The organism is Thalassoglobus sp., assembly GCF_048270125.1.
In the GTDB taxonomy this organism is placed as follows: Bacteria; Planctomycetota; Planctomycetia; order Planctomycetales; family Planctomycetaceae; genus Thalassoglobus.
This window is the reverse complement of record NZ_JBLWTN010000004.1, coordinates 397,356-416,004: the sequence shown is the minus strand read 5'-3', so window position 1 is coordinate 416,004 and position 18,649 is coordinate 397,356. Positions and strand designations below refer to the sequence as shown.

Annotated in this window: 11 protein-coding genes; 4 read left to right on the top strand and 7 right to left on the bottom strand. The window is 49.7% G+C overall.

What is annotated here, in order from left to right; genetic code table 11:
• The first annotated feature begins 1,206 nt into the window (after window positions 1-1,206).
• Entirely contained in the window at window positions 1,207-2,610 is a 1,404-nt protein-coding gene (locus ACN0YR_RS07735) for a bifunctional folylpolyglutamate synthase/dihydrofolate synthase (protein ID WP_417848623.1), read from the top strand.
• 74 nt (window positions 2,611-2,684) lie between these two features.
• Here the strand turns inward: ACN0YR_RS07735 and ACN0YR_RS07730 are convergent, their stop codons facing one another.
• Window positions 2,685-3,776 (bottom strand): phytanoyl-CoA dioxygenase family protein, encoded by a 1,092-nt coding sequence (locus ACN0YR_RS07730; RefSeq protein ID WP_417848622.1) that lies wholly within the window; start codon window positions 3,774-3,776, stop codon window positions 2,685-2,687.
• Between the two features lie 458 nt (window positions 3,777-4,234).
• Here ACN0YR_RS07730 and ACN0YR_RS07725 point away from each other — a divergent pair, with 458 nt between their 5' ends.
• Window positions 4,235-5,491, top strand: a complete 1,257-nt coding sequence (locus tag ACN0YR_RS07725) for a glutamate-5-semialdehyde dehydrogenase (RefSeq protein ID WP_417848621.1) — start codon at window positions 4,235-4,237, stop codon at window positions 5,489-5,491.
• Between the two features lie 96 nt (window positions 5,492-5,587).
• Here ACN0YR_RS07725 and ACN0YR_RS07720 read toward each other — a convergent pair whose 3' ends face one another.
• From ACN0YR_RS07720 to ACN0YR_RS07710, 3 genes are all read right to left on the bottom strand, one after another.
• Complete coding sequence (locus ACN0YR_RS07720; RefSeq protein WP_417848620.1) at window positions 5,588-6,064, bottom strand: hypothetical protein; 477 nt, start codon at window positions 6,062-6,064, stop codon at window positions 5,588-5,590.
• A 104-nt stretch (window positions 6,065-6,168) separates the two neighbouring features.
• Entirely contained in the window at window positions 6,169-6,777 is a 609-nt protein-coding gene (locus ACN0YR_RS07715) for an RNA polymerase sigma factor (protein ID WP_417848619.1), read from the bottom strand.
• Between the two features lie 274 nt (window positions 6,778-7,051).
• Complete coding sequence (locus ACN0YR_RS07710; RefSeq protein ID WP_417848618.1) at window positions 7,052-8,266, bottom strand: PQQ-binding-like beta-propeller repeat protein; 1,215 nt, start codon at window positions 8,264-8,266, stop codon at window positions 7,052-7,054.
• Window positions 8,267-9,024: 758 nt separating this feature from the next.
• Between ACN0YR_RS07710 and ACN0YR_RS07705 the strand changes: the two genes are divergently transcribed.
• On the top strand, window positions 9,025-12,063 hold the full coding sequence (locus ACN0YR_RS07705) for a sigma-54 interaction domain-containing protein (protein ID WP_417848617.1): 3,039 nt from the start codon (window positions 9,025-9,027) through the stop codon (window positions 12,061-12,063).
• 32 nt (window positions 12,064-12,095) lie between these two features.
• On the opposite strand, the gene ACN0YR_RS07700 is transcribed toward ACN0YR_RS07705, so the two are convergent.
• Both ACN0YR_RS07700 and thiC read right to left on the bottom strand, forming a co-directional pair.
• Complete coding sequence (locus ACN0YR_RS07700) at window positions 12,096-12,509, bottom strand: GNAT family N-acetyltransferase (RefSeq protein WP_417848616.1); 414 nt, start codon at window positions 12,507-12,509, stop codon at window positions 12,096-12,098.
• Window positions 12,510-12,774: 265 nt separating this feature from the next.
• Entirely contained in the window at window positions 12,775-14,334 is a 1,560-nt protein-coding gene (gene thiC, locus ACN0YR_RS07695) for a phosphomethylpyrimidine synthase ThiC (RefSeq protein WP_417848640.1), read from the bottom strand.
• A gap of 1,112 nt (window positions 14,335-15,446) precedes the next feature.
• Here thiC and guaA point away from each other — a divergent pair.
• Window positions 15,447-17,015, top strand: coding sequence for a glutamine-hydrolyzing GMP synthase (guaA, locus tag ACN0YR_RS07690; protein WP_417848615.1), 1,569 nt, complete (start codon window positions 15,447-15,449; stop codon window positions 17,013-17,015).
• A 196-nt stretch (window positions 17,016-17,211) separates the two neighbouring features.
• On the opposite strand, the gene rho is transcribed toward guaA, so the two are convergent.
• Window positions 17,212-18,576 carry a transcription termination factor Rho gene (rho, locus tag ACN0YR_RS07685; protein ID WP_417848614.1) on the bottom strand — a complete coding sequence of 455 codons (1,365 nt, stop codon included), beginning with the start codon at window positions 18,574-18,576 and terminating at the stop codon, window positions 17,212-17,214.
• Between the last annotated feature and the right edge of the window lie 73 nt (window positions 18,577-18,649).

Below are 18,649 nucleotides of genomic sequence, written 5' to 3'. Positions count from 1 at the left end.
GCGCAGGATCCACTGAGTTAATCATCGGTTGTGGAGGTGGCGGAGGCTGCGGGGAGACATCCTGTGCAGAGATCACTCCACACGTGAGAAGGCCCGCGCAGGCCAAACCGTATCGCCACGAGTTTACGAGAGAGAGAGAAGTATTCATGTTACATTTCCAGACATCTTGTCGCTTGAACTCTCAAATGAATTCGCAAGTGAGAGCGCAGAGCGGGAGTAGGGATCGGGGGGAATCGATCACCATGATCGCTGTCTTACACTATGTGATAGAGCATTTTTCGAATTGGTGTGCTGGTTCCGTCTCGTGGCGAACAGCATTTTTATTGATGAAACGCATTCTTCACGGGCAAACGGTAGAGCAATCTGCTCTAGACTCTAAAACTTGTGAAATGGAGAATTTCCTCTCTATTCGAGATGCCACTTTCAAGTTTTCGAAACAGTTGTGTAAGCGGAACTCTTCTTAGTTGTGCAACAGTTGTGCCTAAATCATACGAGAGGAGGACAAAGAGTGAAGAGATGATTCATTTTCTGGTCAAAAATGTCTCAAGTTCAACAATTCTCCCAGTCGTTCACCTAAATTCGCCACAAAAACCGGCATTGGATAAAATGATCTGGGATCAAAACGACGTCACGTGTCCTCTCTCTGATGTCGTAGAAGTCGTACGAAGGATACCAAGTCAGACCTTAAAAAGCCCTATCCAAATTGAACGGAGACAGCAATCGCTTGAGTTGCTCTCGAGGCCAGTCTCGTGGAATCGTTGTCGCAGACTGATATGACGCCTGCAAATCAAATATTCAGAGAACAAAAATCTGATCGGCCCCCCCCCCTGAAATGAGGAATCCTCTCATCCCTGATGAAGCCACTTTCAACTTTTTGCATCAGCCTTTAACGTTTGTCGATCAGCTTCTTGGATCGACAAACTGCTGCGAGTCATGCTTCAATTCAGAGCTGACTGATGTTGATCGGTTTTCGGAAACGTGCAAGTCAACGCGTGGTGTGATTGCCTGATTCAAAAAAAACGATATTGTGATTTCCGAAAGGTGATCGCTGTTTCGAACCGGCGAGACAACCACATCCACCCCTGAAGACATCTCACTTCTTTGCAAAGCTGACCACTTGGCAAGGTTGTCTGCAAGACGAAGTCAGCCACAGCGCGTAGTTGACCTCATTGAAATTCATGATGCCCACGAAGGCTGAAAAAGCACGTGACTGAAAGCTCGACAACTCGTTCACAACGACAAGATGCCGCAGAGAGATCCGCTCGATACGAGCAGGGGATCGAGTTCCTCTTTGGCAGAATCAACTACGAACGTCGTCCAGATCTTGCAAATGGCCCGCAATCATTTCGGTTGGGGCGTATGCAGTCGTTGCTCCATCGTATCGGCAATCCACAAAACGATCTCTCGTGTGTCCACATTGCCGGTTCTAAAGGGAAGGGGTCAACGGCGACGATGGTGGCTCAAATTCTGGAAACTGCGGGACTGAAGATCGGACTCTTCACTTCTCCGCACGCTCACCGATTTGAAGAGCGATTTACAGTCAATGGCCTGCTCCCAAGTGAAGAAGATGTGAATTCCATTCTCGATCAGTTGCAGCGCGTGACAGTAGAGATGGACGCTGAAGCATCTGGAGGACCTACGTTCTTTGAGTTGGCGACCGCTGCCGGTTGGTTGTACTTCAAGAAACAGCAGGTTGACTTAGCAGTCATTGAAGTCGGCCTCGGCGGCCGACTCGACTCGACAAATGTCTGTCATCCATTAGTGTCGATCATCACAAGTATCAGTAAAGATCATACTCGCTTACTGGGTGAAACCGAAGCACTCATCGCAAGAGAGAAAGCTGGCATCATTAAACACCAGATCCCGGTGATCAGCGGAGTCCTTCACCCGGAAGCAGCTGCCGTCATTCACGAAGTGGCTGACTCTCAAAATTCACCAATCCAACAACTGGGCCGAGAATTGAAGATCTCAGCCGCTCCACCAGATCGCAACAGCGAACTCATTCTCCCCGGCTGGAGTTTCGATTTTGAACATGGTGAAACCTCCTTCAAAGATCTTCAACTCAGCATGCCTGGCGAGCACCAAACAAGGAACGCTGCGTTAGCAGTTGCCGCAGTCATGAGCCTGAAGAATCAGGGAATTCACGTTTCAGAGTCTCAGCTACGAGAGGGCCTGCTCTCTGCGAGGATTCCTCTGCGAGTCGAACTGATCAATCGTAAACCGACTCTTATTATTGATGCAGCTCACAATCCGGCTTCCATCCAAGCACTTTGTGAGACGCTCGAACCAGTACCGGCTCGCAAAAAGATCTGCCTGTTCGCATCCTCGCGAGACAAAGATTGTGCGGAACTTCTCCGAGTGCTGGATCACCTTTTCGATGAGTTTATTCTCACCGCTTATCAGGAGAATCCGCGAGCGATTCCGATTGAAGATTTAGAAGTCATCGCCCAGCGAATTCTTACGACGCCGTTTACAACTTCTCCAAATCCAACATCGACATTACAGCAGGCGCTCACCTCAGCCTCATCTCAGGATTTGATCTGTGCAACAGGCTCTTTCTTCCTTGCAGCGGAAATTGGAAAAGCCTGGAAGTTGGCGGACCATTCCTAAAAATTTTGCCCGTGATGTGTTTGCATCCATCACGGGCAAGAGTTTACTGCTGACGTGTCTCTACTGCAGACTCGTTATGCGACTTTTCGCTGTTCAACTGGTTGAGACTCGGCAGGCTGGCGGACTCGGCTAAGCTGATGCTTGTCTTCGCCACGGAGCAATGAGACTCCCCAATTCTTCAACGAATACTTCCCACCATTATAGACTGACCGATACTTTTCTTTGTCGGTATACACGGCAACGTTGGTTGGAATCACCCGCATATTGAACGCAAGGCGGTGTCGGTCGGTTGTGTTTGGTCCCGAACCATGGATGCACCGTTCGGTAAAGATAATGAACTGGCCTGCTTTAACAGGAACCTTCACGACACGATCTTCTGGATAGTCATGCTCAAGCGTGAAATTCGCTTTGTAGAAGCCTTCTTCTCCACCAAATTTGATCGTGCGAATCTGTTCGTGAGACCCCTTGATGAACTCGATGCAACCGTTTTCATAGGTTGAATCATCGACGGCGACCCAGACTGTGAGCTGGTACATCTCGTCCAGATTCTTTGGGAAAATCGCGGGATCGAGATAGTCTTCGACCATGAATGTACTCGCCTGATGCCACTGAATACTCGCAGCACCTGGACCTTTGTAAAAATGCTGACTCCTCCAGACAAGCAAATCCGGGCCAAGGAGTTGAGCAACCCGCTCAGTGATCGCTGGATTTTTCATGTACTCCCAGATCTTCGGCATGTCAAAATGCGGATCGCGTGGAGTCTTAAATCCGTAAGTAGGAGAGACTTCGTCTTCCGCAGCGAGCATTTCGTTGCGAAAATCTTTCATTTCTTCCGGAGAGAAAGCGTCAATCGGACCGATGAAGCCGTCCTCATAGAACGATCGCAATTGCTCTTCTGTAAACTGAAACTCTGGTGCAACATTCGCTTTTGGAGCGACTTTTTCGGGCATACGAAACTTGCATGGCTCGTCAATGTAAGTCCGAGTGAGTCCGGATTTGATCAACATCCAGAATTGAGCGTAGTGCCAATTCGAGACGATCGACCGAATATCTCTAGGAAGAACGGCCCTCGGAAGGTGCAAAGCTTTATAGACCAGCAGCATCCCTAAAGCAGGGACAATAATAATTCGTTGCCAAAGTGGGCGGAGTTTCGGGGCCAAGTTCATCGATCGGAAACCTTTTCCTCGTCGTGGTGATGTTCCACATGATTCCATTCAAACGCAAACCTCACATGTGCACAATATATCGGAAGGGCTCAGATTTCTCCGATACCAGTTTTCTTTATTATTAGCGAGTTTTATTCTTCTCGGACAAGTTCGAGCCTGCGGACTCAAAATAAACTTTCACAAAAGCCACCCAGACTGCCCGGGCACTCTATTCCCCAAGGGAGAGACCAAGCCAAAGACACTTAATCGAGAGGCCAATTTGAAGAGGAAACCACAAACTCTGAGATGCCCCTTTGCCAGACTCAAGCAAGTCCCATAGACTTTCGCAAAGACTCTCCCGCGATGAGCGGAATCTGCGAATTGATCTATTTACCCTCCATGAAACGTGAATCCCCATAAACGTCAGCGATCAAACGTTTTCCGATGCTTCAAAACGAAGCGATAGACAGAAGAAATCGATGAACGAGTTAGAAACATACACCCGAAATGTCGCAAAACAGGCCAAAGACGCTTCCCGAAAACTGGCAGTCGCGACCGGTAATCAGAAAAATGAGTGGCTGCGACTTTCTGCCGCGCGACTCAGGGAACAAACCTCCCAAATTATCACCGAGAACCAAAAAGACTTAGAAAAAGCTCCCGAATACGGCCAAACTGACGCTCAAATTGATCGTCTGCGATTAACCGAAGAGCGAATTGAAGGGATTGCGAAGGCGTTGGAGGAAGTTGCCGTTCTTCAAGACCCTATCGGTGATGTGATTGGTAGCCAAGCTCGCCCGAACGGACTTATGGTGACACAGGTCCGCGTGCCGTTAGGTGTCGTTTTCTTCATTTATGAGTCTCGACCAAATGTGACGGCCGACGCGGCGGCACTATGCGTGAAGAGTGGAAACGCTGTCATTCTTCGCGGTGGCAAAGAAGCTTTTCACAGCAACATTGCCATCTACAAATTGCTGAAAGCAACGCTCGCAGAACAAGGTCTCCCCGAGCATGCCGTGCAACTTGTCGAAACAACTGACCGTGACGCCGTTGGGCATTTCCTGACGATGAACGACCAGATTGACGTCACAATTCCTCGCGGTGGCAAGTCACTCATCGAACGCGTTGCCAGCGAAGCAACAATGCCGGTCATCAAACACTTTGACGGAGTCTGTCACGTCTACGTCGACGAATCTGCTGACTTGGAAATGGCGACAAAGATTCTGATCAACAGCAAATGCCATCGTCCGGGAGTCTGCAACGCAACCGAATCATTCCTGGTTCATTCTGCAATCGCCGATAAGTTTTTGCCAATGGCAGGAGCAGCCTTGGTCGAGCAGGGGGTTGAAGTGCGTGGTGACAAAAAAGTTTGTGAGAAAATCCCCTCAGCTATCCAGGCCACTGACGAAGACTACCGTACAGAATATCTCGCTTTAACGATCTCCGCGAAGGTCGTTGAAAACATCGACGATGCGATTTCACATATCAACGAATACGGTTCGCATCACACAGATGCGATCGTCACGACAAACTTGAATGCAGCTCGGCAATTCACAGCTGAGGTCGACTCCGCTGCTGTCATCGTAAACGCCAGCACAAGGTTCAACGATGGTGGAGAATTTGGACTGGGAGCAGAAATCGGCATCAGCACCGACAAATTCCACGCCAGAGGTCCGTGCGGTCTGAAAGAATTGACCAGCTATAAATACATCGCACACGGAAACGGACAAATCAGATAGAACTGATTCCCGACTCCGATTCCACACGCCAATAAAAAACGCCCTGACGAGATCAGGGCGTTTTTGGCATCTTCCGAATCTATCTCCGAATCTGCGTCAGAGATTCTCCTCCTGCACTGGTTTTGGAGATTCCCGATGTTTCTCCGAGTCAGCATCACGTGGATGAGGATGGAAGAGTTCGGTAAAGGGAGCACTCATCCCTTTACTATTCTGATTCTGGAGATTTCCGGGATGTCGCTCTTGGGGCGGATTGGCCCAGACCATCAAGAAGAGCATGCAGGCAATTGTGAAGGAGACGAACGGCGTCCACGAGCGAGGTTTGCTTTCGCGCCTTTGCCCCGGCATCGATGACAAGCGTGATTCCAATTGCGGCCACAGGCTTTCCTGAACCTCATACGTAGCTTCATCATCAGCCTGTTCAAGCACACTCATCGACTTTTTCAGTCGTTTGTAGTGCTGACGACAGTCATCGCAGGTTGCAGCGTGACGCCGAGCCTGTTCCCAATCAGATGGGTCAGCCTCGTCATGCCCAAGATGCAGAGCGATTGCAACTTTTGAGTCGCGACAGTTCATGATTTGCTCTCAGTCAGTTCGAAGAAGTAAGCAACACGCTTCAGCACTTCGAACTTTTGCCTTTCGTAAAATTTTGGAACACCGAATATCGCTTCTGTGTCGTCTCATTCGTTTCGCTGCCGTTTTTCCCAGAGTTCCTGGAATCGATTCCTCGCTTCTGCGAGCCTCCAGCGAATTGTGGCTTCCTTGCGATCAAGAATGGCTGCAATTTCTGAGGTCGAAAAATTTTCCATATCTCGGAGGACCAAGACTGTTCGATACTTTTCCGGGATCAAGTTGATAGTCGCCCGGACCGCTAACTGCAAATTCTGAACTGGCCGAGGGTCTGCCTCTGGCGCTTCGATCCAACGGTCTGCACTTCGATCAGTGAACAGAACTGCCCAGATTCGCCGCTTACACTTTCGATGGTAATCGAGAGTCAAATTCACCCCGATTTGAAATAACCAGGGCGAAAACCTTCTGGAGGGATCGAATTGGTCGAGTTTCTCGTAAACTCGTAGAAATGTTTCCTGTGCCAAGTCGTCGATGATGTCAGCATCATTGATAAATCGGCCAATCACCCGGCGCAAACGGCGCTCATATCTTTGGACCAACTCTCCGAACGCATCACGATCACCCTTCTTGGATTCCTCAACCAGGCGAGCGTCGCTCGACTGAGAACCCTGTTCGACCAGAGCTTCAAACTCGGAGGAGAGTGACGACTTCGTCTTCATGATTTCGTCCCGATACGACCGCTCTCGAATGATACCGTATTTCGGCTACACATTTTCAGGAATACACTTCAAAAACACAATGTTTGGGTCACAGCATCTTGCGGAATACGGTGACGTTTTCAGGCTCGCGGAAATTTCCGACTGGGATCGAACAAAGTTCCCAATGAGCTTTACAAATGTCTTCCTGAGAGAAGTACGAAGGCTCCTCAATGAATCGTTGGGAAATACTCTAAGAATTCTGCGTAAAGTATAAATTAAGTGAAAAACCCAAGTATTACTGTACAACCGAGCAGACCACTGCACCAGATGCATTCCTGGAATAGATTCGATTCCCGACAAGGACAAGAGGAGTCCAGCATTTCCCGGAAGTCAGTTTTTTAGTCAAAATCGGCTGAAACTCTTTGGTGTTCGCCTCAAAAACTGTCAGTTCTGCCGATCCACCAAGCACAAGAATTTGATTATTGGCTGCGACCAGAGTTCCTGTTCCAAACTCTTCTTGGGACCAGTAGAGCTCACCGGTCATTGGAGAGAAGCAGACGAGTTGTGGCGAATCACCTTCGTCCCCATCAATGGCGTAGACAGCTTTTTCTATAAGTACGCCGGGGCTCATTTGAGTTCGAACGGCTCGAGTTCTCCACAGAAGTTCAGCTTCCCCAGAGGTGAATTGAACCAGTCCGGTCCCCTTACCGTAGCCAGATGAAACGAGAACGCTGTCATCGGAGACAAGCAACGGATCAGCAGCGTTAATGCCATAACGAGTGATCCAACGTTGCGACCAAAGTAAATCACCGTCTTTCGCGTCGACTGCGTTTAACGACTTTGCATTCATCATGAGAAGCTTGTTGCTCTGCTCACCCAATAGCTGCAATGGAGAGGAGTAACCAGCCTCCTCATCATTGGAAGAGGCCCAAAGCAGTTCTCCATCCTTCAGATTGAGGCAAACGCCGTGGCTACCGGCATTCAGAAAAACATGTCCATCAACAATCAACGGTGACCCAGCGAATCCCCAGGTTGGAATGTTGTACTTCAAAGATTTGACGATGTCGTACTTCCAGAGCAACTCACCAGTCTTGAGGTCCAAACAATGGACAAGTCCCTGACGCCCCAGGCTGACGACTCTCTCTTCATGAATTGCCGGGGTTGATGTTGGGCCTCCTTCAAACAGATTGGGATCGAGTGGAGATGCATATTTAAACTCCCAAAGCTTCTCACCTGATTGAGCGCCGAGAGCGGTGACGATATCGTAGTCATCAACATTTCCCATTGCGATAAGATAGCTCGCTGAGACCACAGGAGACGAAAAACCGGTCCCTACATTTCCTTCCCAGCTTGTCTCAATTCGACTTTGTGCTGTGAATCGGAGACTGGACTCCACCATTCCGTTTCGATGAGGTCCACGCCACTGTTTCCAATCCTGGACCAACTCCTCGCCCAAAAGGGGTTGCCCTAGCGAGCAAATCGTTAAAACTGCCCAAAGCCAAGTCTTCATATCAAACCTTGCTGTTTGGTTGAAAAGTGAGCAAAGAGCGAGTTGAGCAATCGAGGCGGATCACAGAAACATCAATGTAGATTGATTTGAACGTGCTTGAAAGACTCAGCTCTAAGAAAGCGCCGAGTTTAGTGCACAACCGCCAAGAGTGGCAAAGCAGACCACAAAAAAGAAAAAAGCCCTTGTGGATCAAGATGTCCTTTGTTTGTCGCTCGTGGAGAAGAGGTTGAATGCAGAGTGGGTTTGGCTGCAGACTATCAAACAAGGACACCCAGATCACACAAGGGCATGGTTGGGGTTGATAGATACACAATGCATTCCCCGTGCCAATTGTTTTCGGCGCCTCGCATTTTCGTCAGTCTATGTCACACATTGTTGATTTTATTAGACTTACCGCAATTATTAAATTGAAAACTCAACACACCGATAATAGTATCAACGAAACCGGCGCCTAATTTCGGCGCCGAAGTGGCTATGTGGCGCCGATTTGGACATCCGTAAACTTAAGAACAGGACAGATCGCCACTCAGTTTCTTTAGAGAAAATTGCAATTTTCCAGATTAGCTGGGAAGTTTTTGAAGTTGAATCAGCCCACTTAGACTGTTCGAATCCAGCATAGACAAGCTCGATGACGCCTCACCGAAACCCTCTAATTCAATACGACAGACAAGAAATGGCTCTTCCATGACAACTAAGCGGCATTTCAGTTTCGATGTGGCACTCCAAGCTCGACAGAGTGGTAGGATGACTTGCAGATCATGAGAGTATCAGTCTCGAAAATTTGGTTGATTTCATTTCTTGCGATCTTCGCAGTGATTTATGGACTCATTGTCCTTTGGTTCGTTCCGACTCAGCCCATGGTTCCAATCGGCTGCTTGATCGGCACGCAGGACGACTTGGCATCTGGTGAAACAGGCTTATTGATTCGAGACAACTCAGCATTATCTGACGCCGCTGTCGTTGGGAGCACTCCAGAAGTCGGTGACCGGGTCGTCGAACTCGCAGGGCATCCCATTTATTCATTCGCGGATTGGATTCGAGCGCATCGTGAGCTGAGAAACCTGGAGATCGGTTCAGGAGGAACTCTGGAATTTGGAATCGATCCGACGGAAGATCCCAATCTGGGCAACCTCTCGGCTGTCGAATATCCGGATCACTCGAGATTTGTACGGGTCTACTTTCGTCGCCCGGGTGAAACGGAAGCGCTCGTCTGTTTCCTCCCACTCATCCCACAACCTGCCTCGGGAGTTTCAATGACTCTCGTCTGGTATGTCCTGCAACTCTTTGTCGTTGTCATCGGTGGGGTTGCCTACTGGAATCGACCATTCGACCAACCGGTGCGGACTTTCTTCGCTCTTTCTGCAGTGACGCTCCTCGCATTCGTAGGAGGGAGCCACTGGTGGGTCATTGCGGCGAGTCCGTTTCTGGTAATCGTTTTCGCTGTTTCTGGAGCCCTGCTACCAGCTGTCTTATTACACTTTCTGATGGTCTATCCGTTCCCGTCACCGGTGTATCGACAATCTCGGGAGCTCACACTCTTCTCAATTTACGCCCTTCCTATCTGCGGCGCGGTGTCATTCACGGTGCTGATCTCAATCACCTGGTGGTTGACGCAAGATCAGGGTGTCGGTCCGTTCGCTGTCACTCTTGAGCGAAATGCGAGCTTGCTCACTGCCCACTTGTTGCCAGTTTTACACGTCACAATTTATTTCGTCCTCGGACTCTCAGTGCTCTATTTTGCTATTTGCGTCCAACGACTCGCGCGAAGTTATCAAGTTGCTCGAAACCCTTTGGAAAAGAATCAGGTCAAATGGATTTTGTGGGCGGCATTGTTCGCAGTCCTTCCGATTGCGTACACGTTTTACCTGGCATTTTTCCACCATGTCCGTTTCGCACTTGGAGCTGCAAGACTGCCGATGTTCCTGGCGAGCCTCGCATTCATGCTGGCTTACGGAATTGGGATTGCGCGGTACAAGCTTATGCTTATCGACCAAATTGTGAGTCGGGGTGTCTGGTACTACGGAAGCAGTATCGCTCTGGGGCTTGTATTTAGTGCGCTCATTTCGGTCGGGGCAGTGAACGCACTGCATCAGGATTTGTCAATCTTCGGACAAACGATCCCGCTTATTCTGGTCTTTATGACATCAATCCTCGTGCTGAGTTGGTTTCGAGATACGATACAGCGAACACTGGACCGCAACTTTTTCAGTGAGAAGTACCAACTCGACAAAGCGCTTCAGCGAATGAACCGCGTGGTCTCTGATGTGCTTGAACCGGAAGCTGTTTCCGCGAGCTTGTTAGATTCTTGCCGGGAAGTTCTCCAGGTTGATGAGGCAGCTTTGTACCTGCGTCGAAAGGATCTTTCTGAGTACCGTATGCTAATGTCCTCGGGACACGCGAACTTCCCTATCCAATTCACAATGTCTTCTGAAGCGACAGAGAGCCTCACCGAACACCGCGTGCTGCAGCGTGTTCCACAAGGTACAAGCCCCTCACAACAGTTGATCCGAACGCTCAAAGCGGAAGTCATTCACGGGCTTGAAATCCAGGACCAACTGGGAGGAATTCTGGTCCTCGGGGCGAAACCCAACCATGCCAGCTACTCCGCTGAAGATGTTGCGTTTGTGATCGCAATGGCCCGCATTACCGCAATTGCCTTGCACTGCGCGACCGTTCAACAAGACGTCTCTCGGCTGAATCAGGATCTTCAGCTGAAGTCGGAGAAGATTCTGGATCAGGAGCGCATGTTGTCGTCGCTTCACAACGAACTGGCAGCACTCTCGGAAACGCCTGTCCCCCGCACACAGGAAGAACCATTTGTTCGATCCGGAATCCTTGGACAAAGCCTTGCGATGCAACAAGTTTTGGAAACGGTACGCAAAGTTGCATCGAGTAGTTCTTCGGTTTTGATTCGAGGTGAAAGCGGAACCGGCAAAGAACTCTTGGCGAAAGCCGTCCATGAAAATAGTGCCCGACGTAGTGGGCCGATGGTCTCCGTCCATTGTGCCGCACTCTCCTCAACACTTCTCGAAAGTGAACTGTTTGGACATGTAAAAGGGGCATTCACCGATGCTCGTGAAGACAAAATTGGTCGCTTCCAAATGGCCAATGGAGGAACGCTGTTTCTCGACGAAATCGGTGACATTTCGTTAGAGGTGCAAGTTAAACTGCTACGTGTCCTTCAGGAGCGCACATTCGAACCTGTTGGCAGCGACCAGACCGTCGCTGTAGACGTCCGGCTTGTTGCCGCCACTCATCAAAACCTCGAACAGCTCATTGCCGAAGGAAAATTTCGGGAAGACCTCTTTTATCGACTCAATGTCATCAGCATGACTCTCCCACCACTCCGAGAGAGAAAGGATGACATCTTCGATTTAGCACTGAACTTCCTGAAGACCTCTTCGGAAAAAGCAAACAAACAGGTCTTCCGGATTCAAGACGATGCATTCAACATCCTGCAGAATTACAACTGGCCCGGAAATATCCGGGAGCTACAAAATGTGATCGAACGAGCTGTTGTTCTCGCCGATGGCAATGCTGTCCGCTTAGAGGATATTCCAGAGGAATTGATTCATCCTCAGCAAATCGCTCCGCGAAGCCAGACACCGCAAGCTGCCAACTCACCGAACTCTGCTCAAGTTTCAGTTGCCAGAAAAACGGTTCTCACCAAAGAAGATGAAGAACAGACGCTCCGATCGGCTCTCGAAAGTTGTTCTGGAAACAAAGCTGAGGCGGCCCGTCTATTAGGAATGCCTCGCAGTACATTCTTCAGTAAACTGAAAAAATTCGGAATTTGAGCAGGTGATCGGGACTGGTCGCGACAGAGAATTCACGTCGGTTTTCGATCAACGATCCAACAAGACTGATGCGGTCTTAACCCCACATGCGGGTAATACGATTCTGCTCCCGGTGCTGCGATCAAAATCAGCTGTGTTTGCAAACCACAACGTGCGTGAGTTCGATGAATCAGTTCCTTGCCGATTCCCAATCCCTGAAAGTCCTTGTCGACTGCGAGGTCAGAGAGGTACGTGCAAAAAATGAAATCGGTCAGTGCTCGGGAAATGCCTACAAGGAGTCCGCGATCATCTCTCGCGGTGACCAGTACATCAGCATTCTCCAGCATCGCCTGTAAAGTCTCGGGAGAATCCATCGGTCGGCGTTCAGATAAGGTCGAACGCGTCAGCACGCTGGCAAATTCATCGACGCTGATTTTTTCTTCTGCGGAATAGAGAATCTTGGACATGCCTCACTGCCTGCTTGAGGTAAGGTTCAACTTACTCGTGGCTTCTCCGGTTTCTTTCGTCAGCCATCTGCATTCTCGCAAGTCATGAGCTTAAATCTCGAAGGGAATTAATCTCCTGCGAACACAGAGTGACTCACTTTTCAAGCAATTTTCGAACCGGTCGTCTGTTGTTATGACGGAAAAAAATCGACAGAGAAAGCAGAGACCGTTCAGATCTCTGCTTTCTCTGCCAGTTTCCAGTGCAGTTTCCAGCACCATGCTCTCATTACTTCGTTTCAAGCTCAACGACTTCCACATTTTTATGGATCTCTTTGGCGGTCTCGCCGTCGACGTAGTCGCTGTGGCAGGAAGCCTTATTATCTTCGGCTCCGACCGCTTTCTTTGTTTTCGAAGCAAGCTTGTGAACTTCTTCTGGAGAGAGGACTCCACGTTTTTCCAGAATCTCTTTTTGCTCATCGGTCAGAGCGTCTGAGACTTTCGCTTTGTCCCACTTGTAATCGTCTTCTTTTCCGGATGCAAACTGCACGATTTCTTTACTGATTCGAACGCTGCACCAGTCGTGTCCGCACATTGCACAGAAATCGGTGTCGACGTCGAGATCTTCATCGTGGTAGGCGCGGGCAATATCGGGATCGAAACTGAGTTCGAAATGTTTTTCCCAGTTCAGTGCCGCGCGGGCTTTGGTCAGTTCGTCATCTTGATCGCGTGTCCCTGGAATTCCCAGAGCGACATCTGCACTGTGGGCTGCGATTTTGTAAGCAACACAGCCTTGCTTCACATCATCTTTCTTGGGCAACCCAAGGTGTTCTTTTGGTGTCACATAGCAGAGCATACTGGCCCCGTGATATCCTGCTGAGGTCGCACCGATGCAACTGGTGATATGGTCGTAACCGGGGAAAATGTCTGTCACGAGTGGACCGAGCACATAGAACGGGGCTCCGTGGCAGATCGTCCGCTGCAGCTTCATGTTGTATTCGATCTGGTCGAACGGAACGTGTCCGGGACCTTCAACCATGACCTGCACACCTTTTCGCCAGGCGCGTTCTGTCAGTTCTCCGAGAGTACACAGTTCCGCAAGTTGAGCCTGATCGGTGGCATCGGCTAAGCCACCGGGACGGAGGCCGTCACCGATTGAGAAGGTGACGTCGTACTCACGCATCACATCACAAATCTGTTCCCAGCCGGTGTACATGGGGTTTTCTTCGTCGTGATCAATCATCCACTTCGCGAGCAGCGATCCACCACGTGAAACGATCCCGATCAAGCGTTCTTTCACGTATTGCAAATGCTCATGCAACACTCCTGCGTGAATCGTGAAATAGTCGACTCCTTGAGCAGCCTGATGTTGCAGCGACTCAAGAATGATCTCCATGTTGAGGTCGTAAAGTTTCCGACCGATGATCATGGAGTAGATCGGCACAGTTCCAATTGGGACGTTACTGTTCTCGATGATCGCTTTGCGGCATCCGTCGATATCTCCGCCAGTGGAGAGATCCATTACGGTGTCCGCGCCCCATTTTTCTGCCCACTTCAGCTTTTCAATTTCTTCATCTGTTCCAGAAGAAACAGGGGACGCTCCCATATTGGCGTTCACTTTGGTTTTCGACGCACGCCCAATACACATTGGGTCGAGCTGATGCTGAAGGTGAACTTTGTTTGCAGGAATCACCATTCGGCCAGCTGCGACTTCGTCTCGAACCTGTGCTGGCGAAAGGTGTGTCTCCCGTTCTGCCACACGTTCCATTTCAGCCGTGATGATTCCAACACGTGCTGATTCCAGTTGGGTGATCGGTTCGAAGTCTGCGGGAAAGCTGACGCTTCTCAGCGAATCATCGGCTTGCCGAAAAACAACCTGTCCGGAAGTTGAGACAACTTCACCTGATTGAAGTTCCTCGGTCGTCCAACCTTCGGGCAAAAAGTCCCATGCGGTCTTGTCCGATGGTTCTGGCATTCCAGGTGTATCGGGTGAAGCGAACGTCCAGCGACCTTCTGTCCCTGGAGCAATTTTGCCCGCCTTCGCAAAACTTCCCGGGTTGGTACCAGCTGATTTTGAAGAAGGGTTAAGCCCCAATTCCGGAAGTTTGTATGACATCTTCGTCATCCTTATTTATTGAACACGCTGTGGCGATGAAATCCTGATTACTCACTGGGAGTATTTTCTCCGACTGAGCACTATCGTAACTGTGTATTTCAGTGTCGTCCATGGGCTAAAATGTTGAAAGTGGCTGGAAGCCGAAGAAGTCGTTCATTTCAGGAGCGTTTCTTCAATTTTCGAACACCCATGATGCCCAATCTAGCAGATTGTCGCGGCGGGTTCGAAGACTCCCGAGAATTCGTCCTTTATGCGCAACTGTTTATCATGGAAGCGAGCAAGCAACGATGATTTTTAACTTATCAAATCTGCTTTGTTCGTGCCGGACTCCTGACTTGAACGTAGCTGCCACTCTCAAAACATTTTCAGTGCTCGTTCTGCCCGTGAAAAAGATTATTATGACCTCATAGACTGCTCGCGACGAGGCGGAACGTCTCGGCGAATCTTGGAATCGCTTGAGCAGTCATCGAAAGTTGTCATCAAAACGGGGACTGAATCCGATTCAATTCGAGCATTTCTCTGAACTCCTGACAGATGCTCACCGAGCGATAAACAACCAGGACATTAAGATCCTCGCAAAAGTCGAGGCAAAGTTCGATGACAGAACAGTGTTACACCGTCAACTTTCGGGAGAAGCTGAGTGAAAGACAAAAGTTCTCGAACCGGGCGACATCGTCATATCATACGAGGATTTTGATTGATTCACATTCAGGCTTGTTGCGAACAACGGATTAGCAGCTAAAATGCCCGATTCGACATTTCGCTAACTTCTCGGATTCTCATGTGAATTCATAGAAAGCAGCGACTGAACTTGTGGCAGAGTTATGACTTCGACGGCTTCAGAAATGCCCAACATGACGAATGCGGGCGATATTCAACAGGAAACGATTCTTGTTCTCGACTTTGGTTCTCAAACTGCGCAATTAATTGCGAGACGAGTGCGGGACCAGAACGTTTTCTGTCAATTGGTGCGGCATGACCTTTCAGCGAAACGAATCAAGGAACTGGCTCCCAAAGGGCTGATTCTCTCCGGTGGACCTGCAAGCGTGTATGCAGATGGATCACCACAGGTTGATCCTGAGATCTTCGAACTCGGAATCCCGATTCTGGGGATCTGCTATGGAATGCAGGCAGCATGCAAGGCGATGGGCTGCGAGATTAAGCCGAGCACCTCCCGCGAGTTCGGCCACACGGAAGTCTTAAGTAAGGATAGCGGAGACCTCTTCGCGGGATTGCCCGAGAAGTTTACCGTTTGGATGAGTCACGGAGATCGTGTCGAGAATCTGCATGAAAACTTCGTTGTGCTGGCTGAGACAGTCGACTGCCCGAATGCAGCGATCAAGCACCGGGAACGTGAACTCTACGGAATTCAATTCCATCCAGAAGTGACACATACACAGCACGGGGAAAACCTGATTGGCAACTTCATTCGAAAGATATGCGGTTGCGAAGGTTCCTGGAAAATCTCCTCCTTCATCGAACAGGAATGCGAAGCAATTCGTGAACTTGTCGGGGATTCACGCGTGATCTGTGGTCTTTCCGGTGGTGTCGATTCATCTGTCACGGCAGCATTGCTATACAAAGCGATCGGATCTCAGCTGACCTGTATTTTCGTCGATAATGGTCTACTCCGAAATGGAGAGCGTGAACAGGTCGAGTACGAATTCGGTGATCACTTCAAAACAGATCTGCATGTTGTTGACGCACGTGACCGATTCCTGGATGCACTCGCTGGTGTCAGTGATCCACAGGAAAAGCGGAAGATTATTGGCAAGACTTTTATTGATGTTTTCAAAGACGAATCGAAGGACATCGACGATGCTCGATTCCTGGCGCAGGGAACCTTGTATCCCGATGTGATTGAATCGGGAGCCAATCCAGACGGACCGGCTGCTACGATTAAGTATCACCACAATGTCGGAGGATTGCCGAAGGAGCTAGGCTTCGAACTGATCGAGCCGATGCGGATGCTCTTCAAGGATGAAGTTCGCCTGATGGGGCAGGAACTTGGACTTCCAGAGAAATTGATCTGGCGTCACCCATTCCCCGGTCCAGGTTTAGCGGTTCGCTGCCTGGGAGCTGTGAATGCCGAACGATTGGCGACACTCCGCGAGGCTGATGCAATTTTCATCGACGAGCTGTATGAATCGGAGTACTACCACAAGGTCCAGCAAGCGTTTGCGGTCTTGTTGCCGTTGCAAACTGTTGGGGTCATGGGTGATGCCCGCACCTATGAAGATGTCATTGCGATTCGCTCTGTCGATACAGACAACTTTATGACCGCAGACTGGTCTCGCTTACCCTATGATCTGTTGCAGCGAGTCTCCACGCGGATCATCAACTCGGTTCGCGGTGTGAATCGTGTGGTTTACGACGTCAGCTCGAAACCGCCCAGTACGATTGAATGGGAATAGACTCCCGAATGGGAAGAGACTTCAACAAAAAACTCGCGACACTTTGAAGTGTCGCGAGTTTTTTTAATTGATGGCTAACTGAAAGCCCGCCTACTCTGTCCATGACAAGTTGCCGACAGCAGTGTCTCCATTGCAATGTACAGCGATTTTCCTTGTGAAACACGTTGTTCACGGGCACAGAGTAGAGCAAACTGCTCTATGTTAAATTCATCGACTGCAGGAACTCGTCGTTCGTCTTGGTACGTCCCATGCGACTCGTGAGCAGTTCCATTGCTTCGACAGGATTCATGTCGTTGAGGACACGTCGTAAGATCCAGACAAGACGAAGTTCATCTTCGCCCATCAACAGTTCTTCGCGTCGAGTCCCGGACTTGTTGACGTCAACCGCTGGCCAAACTCGCTTCTCGACCATGCGTCGATCGAGATGCAGCTCAGTGTTGCCGGTCCCTTTAAACTCTTCAAAGATCACCTCGTCCATCTTCGAACCGGTATCAACAAGAGCGGTTGCCAAAATTGTCAGGCTGCCACCTTCATCAACGGCTCTGGCGGCGCCAAAGAATCGTTTGGGGTGCTGCAAGGCATTGGCATCAACTCCACCTGTAAGAATTTTCCCGGAGTTCGGGCACTCGGTGTTGTACGCTCGGGCCAGGCGAGTGATTGAGTCGAGGAAGATGACCACATCTTGCCCGTATTCAACCATTCGTTTAGCTTTTTCGATCACCATCTCAGCAACCTGAATATGTCGGCTGGGTGGCTCATCGAAGGTGCTCGAAATCACTTCACAGTTGTCTGATTTCACTTGGCGTTCCATGTCCGTCACTTCTTCTGGACGCTCATCAATGAGCAACACAATGACGTACACTTCAGGGTGACTGTTAATAACTGCCTGTGCGAGTTGCTGTAAAAGAACGGTTTTCCCGGCTCGTGGTGGAGAGACGATGAGACCACGCTGACCGAAGCCGATCGGTGCGACAATATCCACAATCCGGGTACTGAGCTGGGCCCCGGATTCGGAGAGTCTCAATCTTTTTTCTGGATGCAGGGGTGTCAAATCATCGAACGGCACTTTTTCCGAAACCATGTTCGGATCGTTTCCGTTGATCGCTTCAACCCGCAGGAGAGCGAAGTAGCGTTCGTTTTCTTTTGGTGGCCGAATTTGTCCCGCGACTGTGGCTCCGGTTCTTAAACCGAACCGTCTGATTTGACTTGGCGAAACGTAGATATCGTCCGGACAGGGAAGGTAGTGATAATCCGGACTGCGGAGAAATCCGAATCCATCGGGCAGGATTTCGAGCGTGCCTTCGCCGAACATCAGCCCGTTCATTTTCGTACGTTCTTTCAGAATACGAAAGATTAAATCCTGCTTTTTGAGCCCCTGGTATTCGCTGACATTCTCCTGCTTTGCAAGTTCAAAGAGTTCTTTGACCGTCATCCGTTGCAGAGCAGCGATATGAATCTCGCCTTGTTTGGCATCTTCATATTGTGAATCGGCAGGATCGTAGATTGCGTTCTCCCCGGAAGAGTCCTTACTGGGGGGCGTTGATGTGCTTGGCTTTGCCATAGTTTGGCCTCAATGAAATTCTGGAGAGGAGTTTTTGATTCCTGCTTGAACGGAAAGGAATGTCCGATCAGGG